Origin of the sequence: Nocardioides sp. (genome assembly GCF_051876515.1) — a bacterium.
Classification (GTDB): Bacteria; Actinomycetota; Actinomycetes; order Propionibacteriales; family Nocardioidaceae; genus Nocardioides.
In genome coordinates, this window is the sequence record NZ_JBJEHY010000248.1 from 1 (window position 1) to 19,795 (window position 19,795).

At 72.1% G+C, this 19,795-nt stretch carries 17 protein-coding genes; 3 read left to right on the plus strand and 14 right to left on the minus strand.

What is annotated here, in order from left to right; all coding sequences use genetic code 11:
• On the minus strand, positions 1-637 hold a 637-nt coding region (locus ACI379_RS17180; protein ID WP_439793358.1), incomplete at its 3' end, for an NAD(P)/FAD-dependent oxidoreductase.
• 220 nt (positions 638-857) lie between these two features.
• Between ACI379_RS17180 and ACI379_RS17185 the strand changes: the two genes are divergently transcribed.
• Both ACI379_RS17185 and ACI379_RS17190 read left to right on the plus strand, forming a co-directional pair.
• Positions 858-1,598, plus strand: coding sequence for a hypothetical protein (locus tag ACI379_RS17185; protein WP_439793359.1), 741 nt, complete (start codon positions 858-860; stop codon positions 1,596-1,598).
• 49 nt (positions 1,599-1,647) lie between these two features.
• Complete coding sequence (locus ACI379_RS17190; RefSeq protein WP_439793360.1) at positions 1,648-2,337, plus strand: PaaI family thioesterase; 690 nt, start codon at positions 1,648-1,650, stop codon at positions 2,335-2,337.
• Here ACI379_RS17190 and ACI379_RS17195 read toward each other — a convergent pair.
• From ACI379_RS17195 to ACI379_RS17235, 9 genes are all read right to left on the minus strand, one after another.
• Positions 2,324-2,860 (minus strand): hypothetical protein, encoded by a 537-nt coding sequence (locus ACI379_RS17195; protein ID WP_439793361.1) that lies wholly within the window; start codon positions 2,858-2,860, stop codon positions 2,324-2,326. The two genes, ACI379_RS17190 and ACI379_RS17195, sit on opposite strands and share 14 nt — an antisense overlap.
• Positions 2,857-3,720, minus strand: a complete 864-nt coding sequence (folP, locus tag ACI379_RS17200) for a dihydropteroate synthase (RefSeq protein WP_439793362.1) — start codon at positions 3,718-3,720, stop codon at positions 2,857-2,859. Before folP ends, ACI379_RS17195 begins: the two co-directional genes overlap by 4 nt.
• Positions 3,717-4,625 carry a glucosyl-3-phosphoglycerate synthase gene (locus ACI379_RS17205; RefSeq protein WP_439793363.1) on the minus strand — a complete coding sequence of 303 codons (909 nt, stop codon included), beginning with the start codon at positions 4,623-4,625 and terminating at the stop codon, positions 3,717-3,719. Before ACI379_RS17205 ends, folP begins: the two co-directional genes overlap by 4 nt.
• 24 nt (positions 4,626-4,649) lie before the next feature.
• Complete coding sequence (locus ACI379_RS17210) at positions 4,650-5,126, minus strand: acyl-CoA thioesterase (RefSeq protein WP_439793365.1); 477 nt, start codon at positions 5,124-5,126, stop codon at positions 4,650-4,652.
• A gap of 61 nt (positions 5,127-5,187) precedes the next feature.
• Entirely contained in the window at positions 5,188-6,654 is a 1,467-nt protein-coding gene (locus tag ACI379_RS17215) for an FAD-dependent oxidoreductase (protein ID WP_439793366.1), read from the minus strand.
• 129 nt (positions 6,655-6,783) lie between these two features.
• On the minus strand, positions 6,784-8,184 hold the full coding sequence (locus ACI379_RS17220) for a DUF222 domain-containing protein (RefSeq protein WP_439793367.1): 1,401 nt from the start codon (positions 8,182-8,184) through the stop codon (positions 6,784-6,786).
• Positions 8,185-8,236: 52 nt separating this feature from the next.
• On the minus strand, positions 8,237-10,165 hold the full coding sequence (locus tag ACI379_RS17225; protein ID WP_439793368.1) for an alpha-glucosidase: 1,929 nt from the start codon (positions 10,163-10,165) through the stop codon (positions 8,237-8,239).
• Entirely contained in the window at positions 10,158-11,561 is a 1,404-nt protein-coding gene (locus ACI379_RS17230) for a glycoside-pentoside-hexuronide (GPH):cation symporter (protein ID WP_439793369.1), read from the minus strand. The genes ACI379_RS17225 and ACI379_RS17230 overlap by 8 nt, the downstream gene beginning before the upstream one ends.
• Before the next feature lie 5 nt (positions 11,562-11,566).
• Complete coding sequence (locus ACI379_RS17235) at positions 11,567-13,930, minus strand: alpha-galactosidase (protein WP_439793370.1); 2,364 nt, start codon at positions 13,928-13,930, stop codon at positions 11,567-11,569.
• 56 nt (positions 13,931-13,986) lie between these two features.
• On the opposite strand from ACI379_RS17235, the gene ACI379_RS17240 reads away from it, so the two are divergent.
• On the plus strand, positions 13,987-15,042 hold the full coding sequence (locus ACI379_RS17240; RefSeq protein WP_439793371.1) for a VanZ family protein: 1,056 nt from the start codon (positions 13,987-13,989) through the stop codon (positions 15,040-15,042).
• A 71-nt stretch (positions 15,043-15,113) separates the two neighbouring features.
• On the opposite strand, the gene ACI379_RS17245 is transcribed toward ACI379_RS17240, so the two are convergent.
• From ACI379_RS17245 to ACI379_RS17260, 4 genes are all read right to left on the minus strand, one after another.
• Complete coding sequence (locus ACI379_RS17245) at positions 15,114-15,887, minus strand: hypothetical protein (protein WP_439793372.1); 774 nt, start codon at positions 15,885-15,887, stop codon at positions 15,114-15,116.
• Entirely contained in the window at positions 15,884-16,468 is a 585-nt protein-coding gene (locus ACI379_RS17250; RefSeq protein WP_439793373.1) for an RNA polymerase sigma factor, read from the minus strand. The genes ACI379_RS17245 and ACI379_RS17250 overlap by 4 nt, the downstream gene beginning before the upstream one ends.
• A 96-nt stretch (positions 16,469-16,564) precedes the next feature.
• Entirely contained in the window at positions 16,565-17,701 is a 1,137-nt protein-coding gene (locus tag ACI379_RS17255) for a hypothetical protein (RefSeq protein WP_439793374.1), read from the minus strand.
• A gap of 80 nt (positions 17,702-17,781) precedes the next feature.
• The gene (locus ACI379_RS17260) at positions 17,782-19,665 is read right to left on the minus strand and encodes a beta-propeller fold lactonase family protein (protein ID WP_439793375.1); all 1,884 of its coding nucleotides are present in this window, start codon (positions 19,663-19,665) and stop codon (positions 17,782-17,784) included.
• Between the last annotated feature and the right edge of the window lie 130 nt (positions 19,666-19,795).

Below are 19,795 nucleotides of genomic sequence, written 5' to 3' on the forward strand. Positions count from 1 at the left end.
ACTCGTGGATGGTGACGCCGGCGCGCTCCACGGCGGCCGCCAGGCCGACGACCAGCTTCGCCGGGTCGACGCGGGCGGCGTGCGGGTGCCACATCGCCCCCAGCGCTCCCTCAACCCGGACCCGGTCGGCGGTGGCGCGGGCGTCGAGCACCTCCCAGTCGGTGCCGGGCCACGCGGCCGCGGCGCGGACGTCGTCGTGCATCCGGTCCAGCTGCGCGCGGGAGCGGGCAACGTTGAGCTCCCCGCCGAGGCGGACGTCGGCGTCGATCCCCTCGGAACGGGCGATCTGGACGACCTGGTGGACCGACGCGGTCAGGGCGCGCTGCTGGGCGGCGGCCGCCTCGCGGCCGTGCCGGGCCACGTACTGGCCGGGGCCGCCGGTGACGGTGTTGGTGAGCCAGCCGCCGTTGCGTCCCGAGGCGCCGTACCCGGCGAAGCGCTCCTCGAGCACGAGGATCCGCAGTGTCGGCGCGAGCCGCGCCAGGTGGTACGCCGTCCACAGGCCCGTGTAGCCGGCGCCCACGATGGCGACGTCGGCCTCGGTGTCACCTGGCAGCGCCGGGCGCGCCTGGGGCCCGGCGCCTCCGGTGAGCTGGTGCCACCAGTGCGAGACCTCGCCGTTGACCGCTGCTGGCATGGCTTCCTCCGGACCGGACGGGTGGGTCGAACGAGCCCATTGTCGCCCGTGGGGACCGCTCGCGGCGGCCAGGTTTCACGCACAGGGCGCCACAGAGGCCCGCGCCCATCCACAGGACTCGCCGGCCCGCTGCGGGCCGTCGTCGCGCGGTTAGAGTCGCTGCATCGCGGCAGGGCCATCGGGGGGCTGCCGCACTCGGTCCACGAAACGGGGTTCCTCCATGCACTCAGCACGTCTTCTCACCACCTTGGCCGGCTCGTCCCTGGCGACGGTCCTGGTCGCCAGTGGTCTCGGCCTGACGGCAGCCCCTGCCTCGGCGGCGGACGCGTTCGTCTCGATCAGCACCTCACCGCTGGTGCGCTACTCCGAGGACTGCGTGAAGCACCCCGTGCGGTTCTCGGCGCTGGGCAACGGCCCCGACGTCGGCAACTGGACGATCACGCTGCGCCTGTGGAAGGGCAACGCCTCGACGCCGACCGCGCAGACGGTGTTCGAGCACCAGGGCGGCACCACCGCCACCGACGGCACGATCAACCTCACCGTGTGCGGCGACAAGGCCACCCCGGGCGCGTACTCGCTGGAGTACCAGTTCGCCCACGGGCCGGGCCAGACCCGTCTGATCGCGAACTCCACCGCCTTCACCGTCCGCGCGCCCAAGACCCGCACCGGGCTGGCCACGACCTCGCTGGGCGGCGGCAAGCACCGCGCCAAGATCAAGGTCACCCGCGAGACGCCGTCGGGCTACAAGGCGACCCAGGGCGCTCGGGTCCGCCTGCAGCACAAGACCGCCTCGGGCTGGGCCCTGGTCAAGGGCACCCGCACCCGCACCAAGGCCGACGGCACCGTCCTGGTCACCTTCACCTCACCCAAGCCGCGCAAGGCGGTCACGGTGCGTGCCGTGACGGCAGCGGCCCCCTTCCGCGCCGGATCCACGTCGCCGACACGTACCATCGGCGGATGACCTCACCAGACACCTGTCTGGCCCACACGTTCTGAGCAGGAGCAGCACCATGAGCGAGACGCCTGCGGGCAGCGCCGAGATCGTCGGCGGGTTCCAGTTCGTCGACGTCCCCACCAGCCAGGTCGACCAGTGGGAGGCGGACTCGGTCCCCGTCGCCGACGCGGCGCGACGTCTCAACGAGGCGCTGATCCGGAGCCGGGCCGAGGGCGAGGAGCTGCGCTCCATCGCCAAGGAGCTGGAGGGACTGGTGGAGCGCCTCGAGGCGACGGCGCACGCCGGACCCGCCGGGGTCCGGTACAACGCCGAGGGGCGCTCGTGGGAGTGGGGCAACGCCGCGGTGGGCCTGCGCAACGTGGTCGCCCCGCCGATGACCACCGAGTTCACCTCGACGGAGTCGGTGCGCGGCGAGGCCGTGCTCGGCGCCGCGTACGAGGGCCCTCCGGGGATGGTGCACGGCGGCGTCTCCGCCCTGCTGCTCGACCAGGTGATGGGCAAGACGGCGAGTCGTCACCACACCCAGTTCACCTTCACCGGCACCCTCACCATGAAGTACCTGCAGCCGTTGCCGCTGGGTCCGGTCGAGGTGCTGGGACGCATCGACCGCCAAGAGGGCCGCAAGGTCTTCGTGGTGGCTTCCATCGGCACGCCGGGCAGCGTGGCCGTCTCGGCCGAGGGCATCTTCATCAAGCCCGCGTGGGCCGAGGCGGACGCTGCGGCCGCCGCCGTCAACGCCGACTGACGCCGGTCCCGCGCACCACCCAGTACTGCACGCCGTACGGGTCGTCGTCGTAGGTGACCTCGACCGTCGCCGGGTCGAGGACCAGGTGACGCTCGAGGTCGGCCAGCGCGGCGACGTCTGCCCACAGGTCGGCGGCGAGGCCCGCGTCGAGGTCGGCTGCCCCGCCCGTACGGATCCGTTCGGCGACCTCGGCGTCGAAGGCCTCGGCGCGTTCGTCGAAGTGGCCCGGCGCCTTGTCGGTGCGCTTCGCCGAACCGTTGGCGACCACGAGGAACGGGCCCGACCACTGCGCAGGCAGTTCGTCGACCGCTGCGTGGCCGGCAGCGGAGAGCAGGTGGGCGCCGACGCGAACTGCCTGCGGTGACGACGCCAGCACGACGGCGTCACCGAGGGCGGCGACCGCGTCGAGGGCGGCGGCGCGCAGCGGCGCGACCGGATCCTCCTGGCCGGCGTACTCCGGCAGCAGCGCCAGGCAGCCGGGCACCACGACGTACCGCACCTCCCCGGTCGGGCGGCCGCTCACTGCAGCCCCCGGATGGCTCGGGCCGGCAGGCGCCGGCCCGCGATCGTGTTGGCCATGTCGACCACCTGCCTCGTCTCACTCACCTCGTGCACCCGGTAGATGCGGGCACCCTTCTCCGCACAGATCGCGGTCGCGGCCAGCGTTCCCAGCAGCCGCTCGCCGACGCCGCGGTCGAGGCTCTCGCCGACGAAGTCCTTGTTGGACAGCGACACCAGCACCGGCCACCCCGTGGCCACCATCTCCTCCAGACGCCGCGTGACCTCGAGGGAGTGGAAGGTGTTCTTGCCGAAGTCGTGGGCCGGGTCGATGACGATCGACTCGCGGGCCACGCCTGCGGCCAGGGCGCGCTCGGCGTACGCGACGGTGTCGGTGATGGCGGAGGCGACCACGTCGTCGTACTCGATCCGGTACGGCCGGGTCCGCGGCGTGACGCCACCGGTGTGGGTGCAGATGATGGCGGCGTCGTGGGCGGCGGCCACGTCGACCAGCGCGGGGTCCGCACCGCCCCAGGCGTCGTTGAGGACGTCGGCGCCGGCCCGGCACACGGCGTCACCGACCTCCGCGCGCCAGGTGTCGACCGAGATGACCAGCTCCGGGTACGCCTCGCGCACCCGCTCGACGAAGCCGACGACCCGGCGCTTCTCCTCCGCGGCGTCGATCTCGACGCCCGGTGCCGCCTTGATGCCGCCGATGTCGACGATCTCGGCACCCTCGTCGACGACCTGCGCGACCCGGTCGAAGGCCTTGTCCTCCGCCCAGGTGGCGCCCTTGTCGTAGAACGAGTCGGGGGTGCGGTTGACGATCGCCATCATCAGCGTCGCGTCGTCCCCGAAGGTGTGGCGACCCAGTCGCAACGTCATCGGTTCTCCTTCGCAGGGGGTCGTTCGGTCAGGTGGACGGCGCGCTCGGCGGCCTCCAGGCCGGCACGGAACTGCCGCAGGGACACCGCGTCGGCGTACGGGCTGGCCGAGGGGCCGGGCCTGCCGAGGCGCGGCAGCGCGGCCCCGAGCACCTGCGTGGCCATGGCGCCGAGGTCGAAGATGTCCTGGTGGCTGTGGGCGCGGGTGCCGAGGTCGACCTGCGCGAGCCCGTCCACCCCGTGCGCGGCGTACGTGTCGAGGACGGCGGCGATCTCGACGCCGTACCCGGTGGGCACGTGCAGGGAGGCGAACCAGTCGCTGCGGATCGCCCACTCCCCGGCCAGGGGCTGGACGAGGTCGCACAGCTCGGGGCGGTGCAGGGCGAGGAGCGGGCGGGCCACCAGCTCGGTGACGCGGCCCCCGTCGAGCGGGCCCTCGGTGCCGGGGCGCTCGTAGAAGCCCTTGACGAGCTGCACGGCCGGACCGGTCAGCAGCGGGCCGAGGAGGCCGGGCACGAAGTGGGTGTCCCAGTCGAGCAGGTCGGCGTCCATGAAGACGACGAGGTCGCCGGTGGTGACGAACTGCGACTTCCACATCGCCTCACCCTTGCCGCGGTACGCGCCGAGGTCGGGGCGGATCTCGGCGGCCCGGTGCACGGTCGCACCGGCGGCGTCGGCCACCTCGTACGTGCCGTCGGTGGAGTCGGAGTCGATGACCACGATCTCGTCGAGCAGGGCGACGGTCTCCACGAGCGCCTCGCGGACCCGCGACACGATCCCGCCGAGCGTGGCCGCCTCGTTGCGGGCCGGCACCACGAGGCTGACCCGCTGCGTCCCCTTGGCCGCCAGCAGGGCGTCGAGGGTCCAGTCGGCCCAGTGGTGGGTGTGGTGCTCCAGCCAGGTCACGCGGACGAGCCTAGGCGGCGGGCCTCAGGACCGCGCACGCAGCGCGACCGGCTCGCCGAGGAACTCGCTGAACAGCGCCCGCGTCGGTTCGTCCATCGTCCACACGCGCCCGGCCACGTTGTCGCGCAGGACCAGCGAGGCGACGCTGACCAGGGCGGGCTCGCGGTCGGGGGCGGTCCGCATCTCGGTGGACAGGTCGAAGGAGGAGTTGCCGATCCGCGACACCCACATGCGGCACACGTACGGCTCGTAGGCGTCGAACATCATCTCGGTGCGGAAGTCGACGGTGAGGCCCGCGACGAGCTCGGAGACGCCGTCGGGCAGGGTGGCGAGCAGGCCCGTGCGCGGTCCGGCAGCGGTCTCGAGGTGGGCGAACCGCAGGAACTCCAGGCGCGCCTCGTCGGTGAGGCGTACGGCCTCGACGTTGTCGATGTGGGCGGCGAGGTTGAGGTCGCGGTAACGCAGCTTGATCGCGACCTCGTGGACCTGGTGGGACGTCATGGGCCCGATTCTCCCCCGCACCCCTGCCGTCCGGGTGCCCCGGGGCGTCAGGCGCCCGCCGTCAGGCGCCAGCGGCGGCGCGGCCGGCGCGGCGGCCGAAGAAGGAGCCGTCGCCGAGCGAGGTCCCGGACACGTAGCCGTACCCGTGCATGCCGGAGGCGGCGCGACCGGCGGCGTACAGGCCGGGGACGAAGCCGCCGGTGCTGCGGCGCACCCGGCCGTCGACGTCGGTGTGCAGGCCGCCGAGCGTGAAGCCGGAGAAGCCGGTGGTGCTGGAGCCGGCGGCACGGGCCATGTCGGCGGGGTCGAAGGCCGCGAACGGGGCCTTGAGCTCGTGCACCCAGGTGGCGTTCTTGTGGAACAGCGGGTCCTCGCCGCGGGCGGCGCCCTCGTTGTAGAGGGCGATGGTGTGGGCGAGCGATCCGGCGGGCAGGCCGAGGTCGGACTCGAGCTCCTCGACGGTCTCGGCGGCGTGCTTGGGCTGGGCACCCCAGGTCTCGCCGGTGGAGAGGGAGTCGAAGCCTTCCTCGTCCATGATCACCCAGACGGGGCCGGGCTGGTGGAGGGCGGCGTGGCTGGGGACGCCGGGGTAGGTGTCCTCGGTGACGAAGCGCTGGCCGAGGGCGTTGACGAGGATGCCGCGGCTGGCCATCGCGGTGGTGAAGGTCAGCGAGACCTCGATGGCGCTCATCCGGCGGGTGGCGGCGCCGGCGGCGATGCCCATCTCGATGCCCGAGCCGTCGTCGCCGCCGTCGGAGACCTTGCCGTGGCCGAGCAGGTCGGGGGCGTGGTCGGCGAGCATCCGCTCGTTGTCGACGAAGCCGCCGGTGGTGAGGACGACGCCCTTGGTGGCGCGGATGGTCGTCTCGCCGGCGAAGCCCTTGGCGCGCAGGCCGACGACGGCACCGGTCTCGTCGACGACGAGCGCGAGGGCGCGGGTGTCGAGGCGTACGTCGACGCCCTCGGCCTCGACCGTGGCGGTGACCTTCTCCATGAGGGCGCCGCCGGCGAAGCCGGGCGCGGGCGGGCGGTGGCCGCGGGGCGCGGGGGTGGCGATCTCGGTGTACGGCCACGCGTTCTCACCGAGCCACATGAGGCCGTCGTTGGTGAACGGCATCCAGCCGGTCGACTCCCACAGCGTCTCGTGGAAGTCGACGCCCATCGCGTCAAACCAGTCGAAGTGCTCCACGCTGCCCTGGCTGTAGAGCCGGATCTTCTCCTCGTCGGCGTGCGGACCGAGCGCCGCGACGAGGTACGCCTCCATGGCCTCGACGGAGTCCTCGATGCCCAGCGCCTTCTGCACACGGGTGCCACCGCCGAGGTACAGCTCACCACCGGACTGGGCCGAGGAGCCACCGGGACCGGAGAACCGCTCGAGCAGCGTCACGCTCGCGCCCGCACGGGCCGCCTCGATCGCCGCGGCGGCACCGGCCAGGCCGTACCCGACCACGACCACGTCGGTCGTGTGGTCGAACTGCTCGACCTCGGCCAGCGGGACGGGGGCGTACGACGACGTCTGCTCGGTCATGGCGCTCAGCCTGCCCGGTGGCGCGCCGAGGTGCCGTCTGCGACCCGCTGAACGGGAGCGCTGGAAGGCCCAGATGCCTCCGGGCCCCAGGTAGGGGGGCGCGGTGGAGGTTGGCCGGTCGGCGGCCCGTCAGGTGACGGTGACGGCGGAGCCGTGGCGCACGTAGACGAGCTGACCGTGCGGGCCGTGCCACAGGAACGCGTCGTCGACGCGCTCGTACGTCCAGGTGCCGGCGGTCTTGAGCCGGTGGTGCCGTCGGCACAGCGGGGCGAGGTTGTCGGGCGTCGTCGCGCCGGTCGGCGGTGGTGACGTTGGCGGTGAGGCCGTGGGCGATGGGGGCGGCGGCGCCCGCCAGGGATCGACGTGGTCGAGGTCGCAGGCTCGGGCGTCGCGCCCGCACCGCGGGAAGACGCATCCGGTGTCACGGAGCACGACCTGCTCGGCCATCCGCGGCGGCGGGTCGTGGCGCGGCACCCACGGGGCGTCCGCCAGGTCGAGCACGGGCACGACGGTGACCCGGCTGTGACCGACCCACTCCTTGAGTCGGGCCAGCGTGAGCGGGCCGAGCCGTTCGACGGTGCCGACGGCCTCCCCCACCGCCCCGGATCCGTCCCTGATGGAACCGTCGTCGGCTGTCGCGGACAGGAGGTCGACCAGCGAGGCGTGCACGTACAGGCGGACCCGGTCGCCGCGCGCCCGGAGTCCTCTGCGGACCCGCGAGGCGGTCATCGACGCTGCTTCGCCACGGGTGTCTTCGTCCCCGTCGCTCCCGCCTAGGTCGAGGACGTCCTGCGCACCTCGACGCGCCAGCGTGGACAGCGCCAGGACCCGTCGCTGGCCGGCGGTGTGGTCGCTCACGGGTGCGAGGGCTTCAGCCTCGGCGACGACGAGGGCGTGCAGGCCGGTGAGGTCGACCGTGTCGCCGACGGCGGTGAGGGTGGACGTGCCGGCCCAGTCGGCGGGGTGGGTAAGGGTGACGTCCCACGTCTCGCGTGCCGCCTCCTCCCGCTCGGCCTGCCCCTGCGGATCCACCCGGGCCACGGCGGTCTGCACGAGACGGTCGAGCTGCGCGGTCCCGACGGACGCGGCACAGCCGATGAGCTGGCGGTCCACCCAGTGCGCCGCCGCGTCGGACAGGTCACGGGTCGCTCGCGCGATGCGACGGGCGCGCCACACCGGCAGGCGCAGGGCGCGCACCTGGTCGAGGAGGCGCGGCAGCCGGTGGTGCAGGTCGAGCGTGTCCGCCAGCAGCGACTGCGCCGCGGCGGACGAGATGCCCAGCGCGACGCCGAGCGGCTCCGCCGTGAACGCCGCGACGCCCGGCGTCCCGCTCCCACCCGGCTGCTCGTCGGAGGTCAGCACGCTGGAGTCACCGCACGCCGGGTGGGCCAGCGCCCACGCGTGCACGAGGTCGAGCTCCTCGACCTCGGCCCCCGCGATGACCTGCCGGTGCTCCCGCAACGACGCGAGCAGGCCGCAGTCACCCAGGTCGGCCTGGGTGGCGTCGGGGGCGGGTGCGGTGGTGGGCATGACCCCACTCAACCGGGCCGCTCCGACAGTTCTGACGCCTGGACCAGACCGGTCAGCGCCCCCTCCGGAACACCCGCGCCCCGTACGCCCCGAGCACCGTGGCCGGGCCCGGCACGCTGTCCAGCACCAGCTCGTACGCCGGCCCGGGGTCGCGCACCTTCTGCACCCGGTCGGTCAGGTTGAGCACGACGACGACCTCCTCGGCGTCGAGGACGCGGCGGTGCACCCAGCGCCCCCGCCTGGTGTCGGTGAACTCCGTCGAGCCGTGCAGCAGGGCGGGCGAGGAGCGGCGCAGCGCGATCAGGTCGCGGTACCAGGACAGCACCGACCCCGGGTCGTCAGCCGCGGCGGCCATGTTCCACGCGGCGTGGTCGCCGTCGCCCGCGATCCACGGCTCGCCCGAGGTGAAGCCACCGTGCTCGGTGGCGTCCCACTGCACCGGCGTACGGGCGTGGTCCCGCGAGCCGGCCAGCACCTGCGCGAACGCCGCCGCGTGGTCACGGCCCTCGGCCCGCAGCTCGGCGTACTTGTTGAGGCTCTCCACGTCGCGCAGCTCGTCCATCGACGCGAACGCCTGGTTGACCATCCCCAGCTCCTGGCCCTGGTAGATGAACGGCGTGCCGCGCAGGGTCAGCTGGGTGGTGGCGATGAGCTTGCCCAGGACCGTGCGGTGCTCCGGGCGCGGATCGACCTTGCTGATCATCCGCGGGTTGTCGTGGTTCTCGCAGAAGACGGTCTGCTGGTACCGGTTGCCCCACTGGTCGGCGTACGCCGCGTAGTGGTCGCGCAGGTGGTCGAGGCGGTAGCGGTAGTCGTCCCACCGGTCCTTGCCGGGCGCCTCCAGCTGGTCGAACGTGAAGACCAGGTCGAGCTCGCCGCGGTAGTCGCCGGTGAGCAGCTTGCCCAGCTGCGACCCCACGCCCGGCCCCTCGCCGACCGTGACGGCCCCGTACGGCTCGAACGCCTCCGTGCGCAGCTCGCGCAGGTGCTCGTGGAGGCGGGGACCGGCGAAGTAGTGCTCCACGCCGGTGAACCCCATCAGCTCCCCGACGAGCGCGTCGCCGTCCGGGAGCCCCGGCGGCTTGGAGATGTAGTTGATGACGTCGAGGCGGAAGCCGTCCACGCCCTTGGCCAACCACCAGCGGACCATGTCCGCGATCTCCGCACGCATCGGCGCGTGGTCCCAGTCGAGGTCCATCTGCTTGGACGAGAACAGGTGCATCGCCCAGACGTCCTCCTCGTCGAAGTGCCGCCAGGCCGGGCCGGAGAAGAACGAGGTCCAGTTGTTCGGCGGCGTCGCCCCACCCGGCCGGAAGAAGTAGTAGTCGCGGTACGGCGAGGCCGGGTCCGCCAGCGCCTCGGTGAACCACACGTGCTCGTCGGAGGTGTGGTTGACCACCAGGTCCATGATCAACCGCATCCCGCGCGCGTGGACGGACTCCAGCAGCTCGTCGAAGTCGGCCATCGTCCCGAACTCCGCACCGATCGCGCGGTAGTCGCGGATGTCGTAGCCGTTGTCGTCGTTGGGCGAGTCGTAGATCGGGGAGAGCCACAGCGCGTCCACGCCCAGGTCGGCGAGGTGGTCGAGCCGGTCGATGATGCCGCGCAGGTCCCCCACGCCGTCGCCGTCGCTGTCGGAGAACGAGCGCGGGTAGATCTGGTAGAAGACCGCGTCCTTCCACCACGCCGGCGTGATCGGGGCGTCGTCGTCGAGGGGCCGGTCCGGGTGCGCCCCCAGCAGCCCCAGCAGGGTGTCGACGAACGTGTGCGTCACCTTCCCCCGCGTCAGCCGTACGAGCTGGCGCAGCGTCAGACGGCCCACGACCGGGTTGTCGACCCACCGACCCGACACCCCGACCTGGCGCAGCACCTTGTCGAGGATGTCGCGGCCCAGCGGGTGGTCGTACACCTCGCGCAAGGGGAGGTCGGCGCGGACCTGCGGGGCGGGGGCGGGGGCAGGGGCGGGGGCGGAGTCAGGCACGGGGCTCCTCGCTCTCGACCAGCGTCCGGTCCCGCTCCCCCAGCTCGGCCACGATCTCGGCGTACCGCTCCTCGTCGAGCGTGTAGAAGCGGCGGTGCACCACCCAGCTGGCCACGATCAGCAGCATCGGCACCAGCAGCATCGCGGTCTTGACCAGGTCGACGCCCTGCGCGGTCATGTCGGCGGCGTCCTCGGCGGCCTTCATGCCCGACGCGATGACGGTCCACCCGACGATGCCACTGGAGATCGCCGACCCCATCTTGGTGATGAACGGCTGGAGCGACAGGGTGACGCTGGCGTTGCGGCGTCCGAACTTCCACTGGCCGTACTCGACGGTGTCGGCGATGAAGACGAGCATCAGCAGCTGGATGAACGCCTGCCCGGCGAAGACGAGCAGACCCGCCACCACGATCGGGGCGAGCACGCCGTTGGGGGCGAACCAGAAGACCAGGTAGCCCGCCACCACCATCACCATCGAGACGGTGAACATCCGGCCGCGGGTCGCGAAGCGGCTCAGCCACGGGTAGATGGCGAGCGCGCTGAGCTGGGCGACGCCGAGGACGGCCGCGAAGACCGCGTACATCCCCTCGTCGCCGTAGACGTACTTGAAGTAGTAGATGCCGAAGCTGGTCGTGGCGCCGAACGCCACCGAGAACATCACCTGCGCCAGCGTGATCACCAGCAGCTGGTCGTTGCGCACGATGATCCCGAGCAGGTCGCGCCACGGCGTCTTCTCCTGGGTGGTGACGATGGTGTGGTCCTCCTTGACCAGCACCAGCATCACCAGCTGGAAGGCGACCGTGATGACGGCCAGCCCGATCGCGAGGTAGAAGTACGACGAGCTCACCGACCCGGTCACGTCCGCGATCCACGCGGTCAGCGGGACGATCGCGACCACCATCGAGAACGCACCCACGTTGGCGCAGATGCGGGCGAAGGCGCCGATCCGCTCGCGCTCCTTCTGGTCCTGGCTCAGCGCCGGCATCATCGACCAGAAGCCGATGTCGTTGGCGGTGAAGGTGATCTCCCACAGCAGGTACATCACCGCGAAGCCGGCGATGAACCAGCCGTCGGGGAGCCCCGTCGTACGGTCGGTGAACATCAGCACCATCGCCACCGACGAGGCCAGGCAGCCGGACAGGATCCACGGCTTGTAGCGGCCCCACCGGCTGCGGGTGTTGTCGATCAGCACCCCCATGAAGGGGTCGTTGACGGCGTCGAAGATCCGCACCAGGACCAGCACGACCGTGATCCCGCCGAGCACCGACGCGGAGACGTCGAGGATGTCGGAGAAGAAGAAGATCAGGTACATGCTGATCAACGTGTAGGACATGTCGCGCCCGATGGTGCCCAGGCCGAAGCCGAACCGGTTGCGGCGCACCTGAGAGGGTTCCACCCGCCTCACTCCTTCTTCCGCACGACGTAGAGCGTCGAGCCGTGGTCGCCGAGCATCCGCAGCCCGTCGTTGTACTCGGTGCCGATGAACTGGTGGGCCAGCCGGACGCCCTCGCCCAGCAGGGCGCCGGTGCCCTCGTACGACTCGGCGGCGTCGTCCATGGTCACGTGCTTGGCGGCGGTCCCGATGACGAGCCCGCGCGGGTCGAGCCGGACCGGTGAGACGTGGTTGATCAGCGCCCCGAACCGGTCGATCATCAGCCGCTGCGGCTTGGAGACCACCGTGTACGCCGTGTCGGCCTCGAGCCCGGCGACCGGCAGCAGGTCCGGCTCGGGAGCAGCACCCACGTGGCGCTGGAAGTTGCCGACCACGGTCGTCGAGGCGTCGCCGACCTGCCACACGAACCGGTCGCGCTGGCCCGGCGGGCGGTGCCGGCGGAACCGCCCGTGCTGCAGCGTCGCGCGGTGCTCCTTGTAGAAGGCGACCTGGTCACGCACCTCCTTGCGCTCGGCGGCGGTCAGCAGGTCCAGGTCGTACTCGTAGCCGAGCACGCCGAACGCGGCCACGTTGAAGCGCGTCGACAGCGGCGTCATCCGCAGCGTCTGCTCGTGCGGGGCGTCGGAGACGTGGTTGCTGATGACGCTCGGCGGATAGAGGTACGACAGCCCCTGCTGGATCTCGAGCCGCTCGACCGGGTCGGTGTCGTCGGAGGACCACACCATCGCGCTGTGGGTGAGCATCGCCAGGTCGAACCGGTTGCCGCCCGACGAGCAGGTCTCCAGCCACACGTGCGGGCGTGGCGCGAAGATCCGCTCCAGGACGCGGTGCAGGTTGACCGCGTACGTGTGCGCGACCATGCCGGGGTGCGCCACGTGCGGCGAGAACAGGTCCGACAGGTGCCGGTTCATGTCCCACTTCACGTACGTGAACGCGGCCGAGTCGAGCAGGGCGCCCACGGAGTCGACGAGGTAGTCGCACACGGCGGGGTTGCAGAGGTCGAGCACGTGCTGGTGGCGGCCCAGCCGGGGCGGCTTGCCGGGCACCCGCATCGCCCAGTCCGGGTGGGCGCGGTACAGGTCGGAGTCCTCGCTGACCATCTCGGGCTCAACCCAGATGCCCGCCTCGAGCCCGAGCCCGCGGACCTTGTCGACGAACGGGCCGAGGCCGCGCGGGAACTTCCTGCGGTCCACGGTGTAGTCGCCCAGGCCGGCGGTGTCGTCGTCGCGGCGGGTGAACCAGCCGTCGTCGACCACCAGCATCTCGATGCCCAGCTCGGCGGCCTGCCTGGCCTGCTTGAGCACGCGGCGCTCGGAGAGGTCGAACTTCATCGCCTCCCAGGTGTTGAGCACGACGGGGCGCTCGCGGCCCGCGTACCGCTCGGGCACGACGTGGTGCTCCACGAAGCGGTGCATCGCGGCGGAGAGTCCGTTGAGGCCGGCGTCGCTGAGGGCGATCACCGCCTCGGGCGTCTCAAGCTCCTCGCCGGGTGCCAGTGGCCACGCGAACGACTGCGGGTGGATGCCGGTGGTCAGGCGCACCAGGCCGTCGACGCCCCTCTCGACGGTGGTGAGGTGGTTGCCGGAGTGGACGAGGTTGACCCCGACCACCCGGCCGCGGTCCTCGTCGGCGCCGGCCTCCAGGAGCAGCACGCCCGGGTTGTGCCTGTTGCTGCTCGACCCGGTCGTCGACCCGACGGAGAAGGTGCCGGGGGTGACGTCGCGGACGTGGGCGTGGGTCTCGCGGATCCAGGTGCCGTCCAGCGTCATCACCTGCCAGCCACGGTCGGGCAGGTCGAGCTGGGCGCTGGCGACGGCCTCGACGGTGGCCGTGGCGGTGCCGGTGTTGCGTACGACGGCACGCCGCGTGATGACGTCGGCGTCAGCGAAGACGGTCCACAGCAGGCGGACCTCGATGCCCGCCCGGTCGTCGGCGAGCACCACCTCGAGCGAGCTGGCCTGCTCGGTGCTGCCGCGGGCGGTGGGCAGCGTGGCGGCCGGGAGCGCCCCCGGCACGACCCTGTGGGAGCGGTAGGTCAGGTCGAGGTCGTACCCGCTCGCGGCGGTCAGCACCTCCAGCGACGGGCGGCGGTAGTCGCCCTGCCCGACGCCGCTCCACTCCAGCGGCACCGTGTCGAGGCTGTACCGCAGGCCGTCGGGCACGTACGTGACCGCGGACGCGACGCGGGCCGTACGCCGCCAGCGCAGCGCCGTGGGGTCCTGGGGCGCCAGCCGACGCCCGAGGTGGACGTGCTCGAGGTGGCCGTGCTCGGTGCGGAGGAACCAGTACGACGTGGTGGCGGTGGACAGACGGAAGACCCCGTCGTCACTCACCTCGATCGACGGGCCCTCGGCAGCTGTGACCCGGCTCACGGCGGGAGGCTATCAGCGGGCGGCGCCCGGCGTCCGTGCCCGGCTAGATTGCCTGCGTGCTCTCCGACCAGGCCATGAACGGCATCCTCGCCGTCGCGCTGGGCGCGGTGGTCGCCGTCCTGCTGCTGATCCCCGTCGCCGCCGTGCAGTACCGCCGCGACGGCGCCTTCAGCATCGGCGACGTCCTCACCCTCCTCGGCGCCGCCGTCTACGGGCTGGCGCTGTGGACGTACACGCTCCTGCCGATGCCCGCCACCGGCGACTTCACCTGCAAGTCCGCGCAGCTGGAGCTCTTCGGGTCGTTCCGACCGATCTGGGAGCACGGGTTCGACGGACCCGCCGCACTGCTGCGCGACGCCGCGTTCCTGCAGGTCGGGCTCAACGTCGCCCTGTTCGTCCCGTTCGGCTTCTTCGTGCGCAAGATCCTGAGCCGGGGGTTCGTCGTGGCGACCCTGCTCGGGTTCGCCATGTCGCTGCTGATCGAGACGACCCAGCGCACGGGCGTGTGGGGCCTGTACGACTGCCCGTACCGGCTCTTCGACGTCGACGACCTCCTCACCAACACCGCGGGCGCGCTGATCGGCTCGCTGGTGTCGGTCGTCCTCGTGGCCCGCGCGCCCAAGGAGGTCAGGCTTCCCGAGCACGTCACGCGGGGCCGCCGCTGGGTCTCGATGGTGTGCGACGTCGTCTTCATGTTCCTGCTGAGCAGCCTCGTCCAGGTGGCGTACCGGGCCTGGCAGATCTACGTCGGCGGCGGGCTGGGCGCCATCGACACCGACCTGCAGGCGGCGCTCGGCTGGGGTACGGCCGCGGCCGCCCAGCTCGTCACCGTCCTGCTGCTCGGACGGACCGTGGGCGAGTGGACCGTCGACCTGCGTACCGTCGCCGCCCGGCGGGCCCTGGCGCTGCCGGGGCGGCTGGTGAAGTTCGCGACCGGCACCGGAGCGTTCGCGTTCCTCGCGTGGTGGCCGTTCGAGGCCTCCTCGCTGCTGCTGGGGGCCTTCGCCCTGGCGACGTTCGCGGCCACCTTCCCCGGCCGCAACCACCCGGGGCTGGCGAACACCCTCGGCGGCCTGCGGCTCGAGGTGGACCTGCCCTCCCCGAGGGGGTGAACGGGCCCGCACCAGTCGTGGGGGGGTACAGGTGCGGGCCCGTCAGGCGCTCCGCTGAGGGAGCGCGCGGATCAGCGGGGCGGGGGACCCGGCTGATCCTCGTTCGTGGAGGGGCCGCGGCCCCGGTCGCGGCCGGCGCCGTCGGGCTTGCCCGCACCGTCCTTGCCGCCGCCCTTGTTGCGGCCCTTGTTGCCCGGCTCGCCACGGTCCTGCTCGCGCCCGTGGCCGTGGCCCCGACCCCGGTCGTCACGACGGTCGCCGCGCTCGTCGCGGCCGCCCCTGCCGTGCCCGCGGCCCTTGTCGCCCTCGTCGTCGGTCCCGGGCTGACCCTGGCCGTGACGGCGTCCTCGTCCGTCCCGGCCAGGGCCGTCGCCCTCGGTGCGTCCGCTCCGCCCTGAGGCGGACGCCGAGTCGTGGGCGTGTGCGCTGTGGTTGCTGGCTTCCGCCTCGCCGCTGGAGGTGGGCTCCTCGGTGGGGCTCGGCGTACGACTGGGACGGGGCTCACCGAAGCGGACGTGGGTGCCCTGCTCGTCCCGCACGATGGAGACGGCGCCCTGGTCGGCCGCGACGGCGACGCCGCCGACGGCACCGACGGCGAGCAGTCCGACCACCACTCCCCTGGCCCCGACGCTGCGGAACCGGCGGGCCAGACCCGCGGGGGCGGGCGCGAGGTGGGGTACCGCGCGGAAGTGGGCGACGGCCTCGTCGGCGCCCGTCAGCTCAGCGGTCGTCCCGGGAGCGCGCGAGGCCCGCAGCACCGTGTCCAGGCCGGCCGACCCGCTGGGGGCACCACGGTCGAGCGCCCGCGCGGCGCGGGCGCGCCCGAGGCGCTGACGGTCCTTCACATCTCTTCAGCGCCGGGGCGCGCAAAAGTGTTACCGGGCCGGTCCAGCGCGGCCGCCAGCGACTTGAGACCACGGTGAGCCGCAGTCCGTACGGCCCCCGGTCGACGCCCCAGCACCGCGCCGGCCGACTTGGCGTCGAGCCCCATCACGGCGCGCAGCATCACGGCCTCGGCCTGCTCGGTCGGCAACGTCGAGATGAGTGCGACGGCGGCCTGGGTCGAGAGCGACTCATCGGTGCCGGAGGAGGCGTCGCCGGGTGCGGCGACGTCGGCCAGCAGGTCGGACACGTCGGCGGCCACCGACGGGCGGCGTCCGGCGGCGCGCAGGTGGTCCATCGACCGGTTCCGGGCAATCCGGGTGATCCAGCCACGAAAGCCGTCGAGGTCGCCGGAGAAGCGGGAGAGGTCCCGTACGGCGTGGACCCAGGTCTCGGAGACGATGTCCTCGCTGTCCCCGTGCCCGACCAGGACGGTGACGTAGCGCAGGAGGCGGGGTTGCAGGTCGGTGTAGACCGCGAGGAAACCTCCCTCGTCACCGGCCAGCATGGCGGCGAACTGCGCCTCCAGGGCCACCTCGTCCATGGCGCTGAGTTCTAGCACAGTCGGCTGTGGCAGGTCGGCAACGCGAGCTGCCCGGCCAGCGCGGGTGGGCGCGGGCCGGGCAGCTGGTGGGTCTGGTCAGGCGACCTTGACGGCCTTGGAGACCGCGCGGGCCCCGGTCCAGCCGGCCTTGCTGGCCGTGACCCGGACCGTGAGCTTCTTGCGGCGGTCCTTGGCGGTGACCTTGTACGTCGCCTTCGTCGCTCCCTTGATCACCTTGCCGTTGCGCAGCCACTGGAACTTCACCGTGACGGTGGTGTTCCAGGAGCCCTTGGTGGCGGTGACCTTCTTGCCGACCTTGGCGGTGCCCTTGATGACGGGCTTCTTGGTGTTCTTGACGACCTTGGGCGCCGGCGGGGCGCTGACGGCGAAGTCGGCCGAGACGATCGCGTTGCGCGAGATGTCGGTGGCCTGGCCGAGCTGCTGGCCGCTCCACAGGCGTACGCGGTAGCTCTTGCCGCCGAAGGCGACGGTGGACCCGTCCGCACCGGCGGTGGTGCCGTCGGGCAGCGTGACGTCGTGGGCGAAGGTGCCGGGCGCGGTGAACGCCGTCGCCGGCACGACCGCCCAGATGCGGCTGTTGGCGTGCGGGGCGTGGCCGGCCACGTGCTCGGTGGCGACGATGGAGGTGGTGCCGGCCTCCTCGAGGACGACGCCCACCGTGGAGGAGCCGGTGCCGGCGCGGTCGAGCCAGCCGGTCCCGGTGATCCGCAGCGTGCCGCCCGGGGCCCCGGCCGCCGTGGTGTCGACGTCGGTGGCGTACGTGGCTGCGGTGGCGAAGGAGGCGGCCACGGTGGTCACGGGCTCGTTGTCGAGCAGGTGGACCAGGTGGTTGCCGGCCTCGGTGACCTTGCCGTCCACGGCGTAGCGGGGCACCAGCAGCGGCTCCGCGGTGAAGGTGCCGTCCACGCCGACCTCGATCCGCTCGCGGGAGGCGCCGGGCACGTTCTCGGCCGCGTCGGCGCCGAGCTGGCCGTACGCGTCGCGGTCCATCTTGATCGCGAGCCGCTGGCCGGGGCAGAAACCGCTGCCGGACAGGTGCAGCTCGGTGCCGGGGGTGACGGGGGTGGTCTCGTCGACGGTGACGACGGCGGCGGAGACGTCCGTGCAGGGGTCGGCGTACGCGGGGCTGGCGGTCAGAGAGGTGAGGGGCGCGACGACGAGCGCGGCCAGGAGGGCGGCGGTGCCGGTACGGCGGGTGGCGGTGGTCTTCATGGGTTTCCTCGGGATGTGGCGCAACGGGCGGGAGGGCGGCCCCGGTCGGGGCCGCCCTCCTGCTCACCCGTGCGGGTGGGTCACTTCTTGATCTTCACGGCCTTCGAGGTCGCCGTGGCGCCCTTCCAGCCAGCCTTCGACGCGGTGACGCGGACCGAGATCTTCTTGGTGCGGTCCTTCTTGGTCGCCTTGTAGGTGGCCTTGGTGGCGCCCTTGATGGCCTTGCCGTTGCGCAGCCACTGGTAGTTCACCGTGACGGCGGTGTTCCAGGTGCCCTTGGTGGCGGTGAGCTTCTTGCCGACCTTGGCGGTGCCCTTGATGACGGGCTTCTTGGTGTTCTTGACGACCTGCTGGGCGGCGACGGTCACATCGACGGGGACCATGCGGCCGGTGTCGCCGACCTTGAGTGAGCCGGAGAGCAGGTTCAGCGTGTAGGTGCCGGGCTCGATGGAGCCGACCGGGAGCTGGACCTTGGCGGTGAAGGTGCCGTCGGCGGCAGCGTCGAACGTCGCCCAGATGTCGGTGCCGTCGGGCAGCTTGACCTCGCCGCGGTTGATCTTGACCGCGACCTTCGAGCCCTCCTTGCCGGACTTGTTGAACCAGCCCTCACCCCTGAGGGTGATCGACTGGCCGACGTAGGGGGAGCCGACGGCCTCGGCCTGCGCGGCCGGGGTGATCTTGGTGATCGAGTCGATCGTGGTGCTGCGGGTCTCGGTCACGCCGGTGTCCACGTTGACCGCGTAGTCGACGTCACCGGTGGTGGCGCCGGCCTTGTCCACCATGTACGCCGAGCCGCCGGCGACGATGAGGTGGTTGGCGGACTTGGTGATGCCGGTGGGCTGGATGGTCTCGATGACCTCGCCACCGTTGCGGACGTCGACGACGGTCACGGAGCCGTTGGTGAAGTCGGCGACGTACACGAGGCCGCGCTGGCGGTCGACGTCGACGGCCAGGGCGCGCGGGCCGGTCTCGACCTCGTACTTGAGCGTGTTGGTGGCCAGGTCGAAGACCTGCAGGCTCTTGGTGTTGGTGCCCTGGGTCTGGTTGACCGTGTAGAGCTCACCCGCGCCGGGGTCGACGGCGATGCTGGAGGGCTGCAGGGCGCCCAGGCCGTCGGTGGCGACGGTGGCGTTGGGGATGGTGTGCCGCGTGAGCGCGAAGTCCTTCGTCGGGTCGATGACGTAGTACTCGTCGGTGCGGAAGTCGTTGGAGTAGATCTTGCCGGTGGCCTCGTCGATCTCCAGGCCCATCGTCACGGCGTACGCGTTCTCACCGGCGGCCGGGTAGTCGGCGCGGTCCGGGATCGCGATCTCCTTGATGGGCGTGATGACCTGGCCCTGCGTCACGTCGGTCGAGTAGACCGTGATCGACGCGGACGAGGCGGCGCCGCGGTTGGCGGCGGTCACGTAGGCGAGGTTGCGCTCCTCGTCGATGACGACCTCACGCGGGTGGTTGATCGCGACCTGCGTCTGGGCGCCGGCGAAGTCGTACGTGCCGGCCTTGTACTCCAGGGTCTCGCGGTCGAAGACGCTCACCTGGTTGTCACGGGTGTTGGTGACCCACACGTTGTCGTGGGCGTCGTCCACGTAGATGCCGTGCGTGCTCAGCCACTTGGTCTGGGTGCCCGTGTCGCCGTGCTTCAGCTTGGGCAGCGTGGCCTTCTGCTCGACCGCGAGGGTCTCGGGGTTGATCCGCGCGAGCGTCGCCACCGTGACCGGCGGGCGGCCCTGGGCGGAGGTCACGAACAGGTCGCCGGTGTCATCGGACTCGGCGATCTGGTACTGGCCGGCGATGCTGGCCTTGGTCGTCGACGTGAACGCCAGCTCGGTGCGGGCGGCGCCGGCGGACTCGTCGGCCACGGCGGCCGACGGGCTGAGCAGGGCAGTACCGGTCGCGGCCAGGGCGGCGGACGCCAGCAGGGCCGTCGTACGGCGCGCCCGCTGGTGCGTGGGTCGTGCAGTCATGGAGATGACCATCCTTCGTGTGATTTAGGTAAGGCTTACTTAATCACATGAAGGATAGGCATGCCTAACTTCGTCTCGTTGGGTGGTCCGGCGGGGGCGGCTCCCCGCTGGGGAGGGCCGGGCGAGCCCG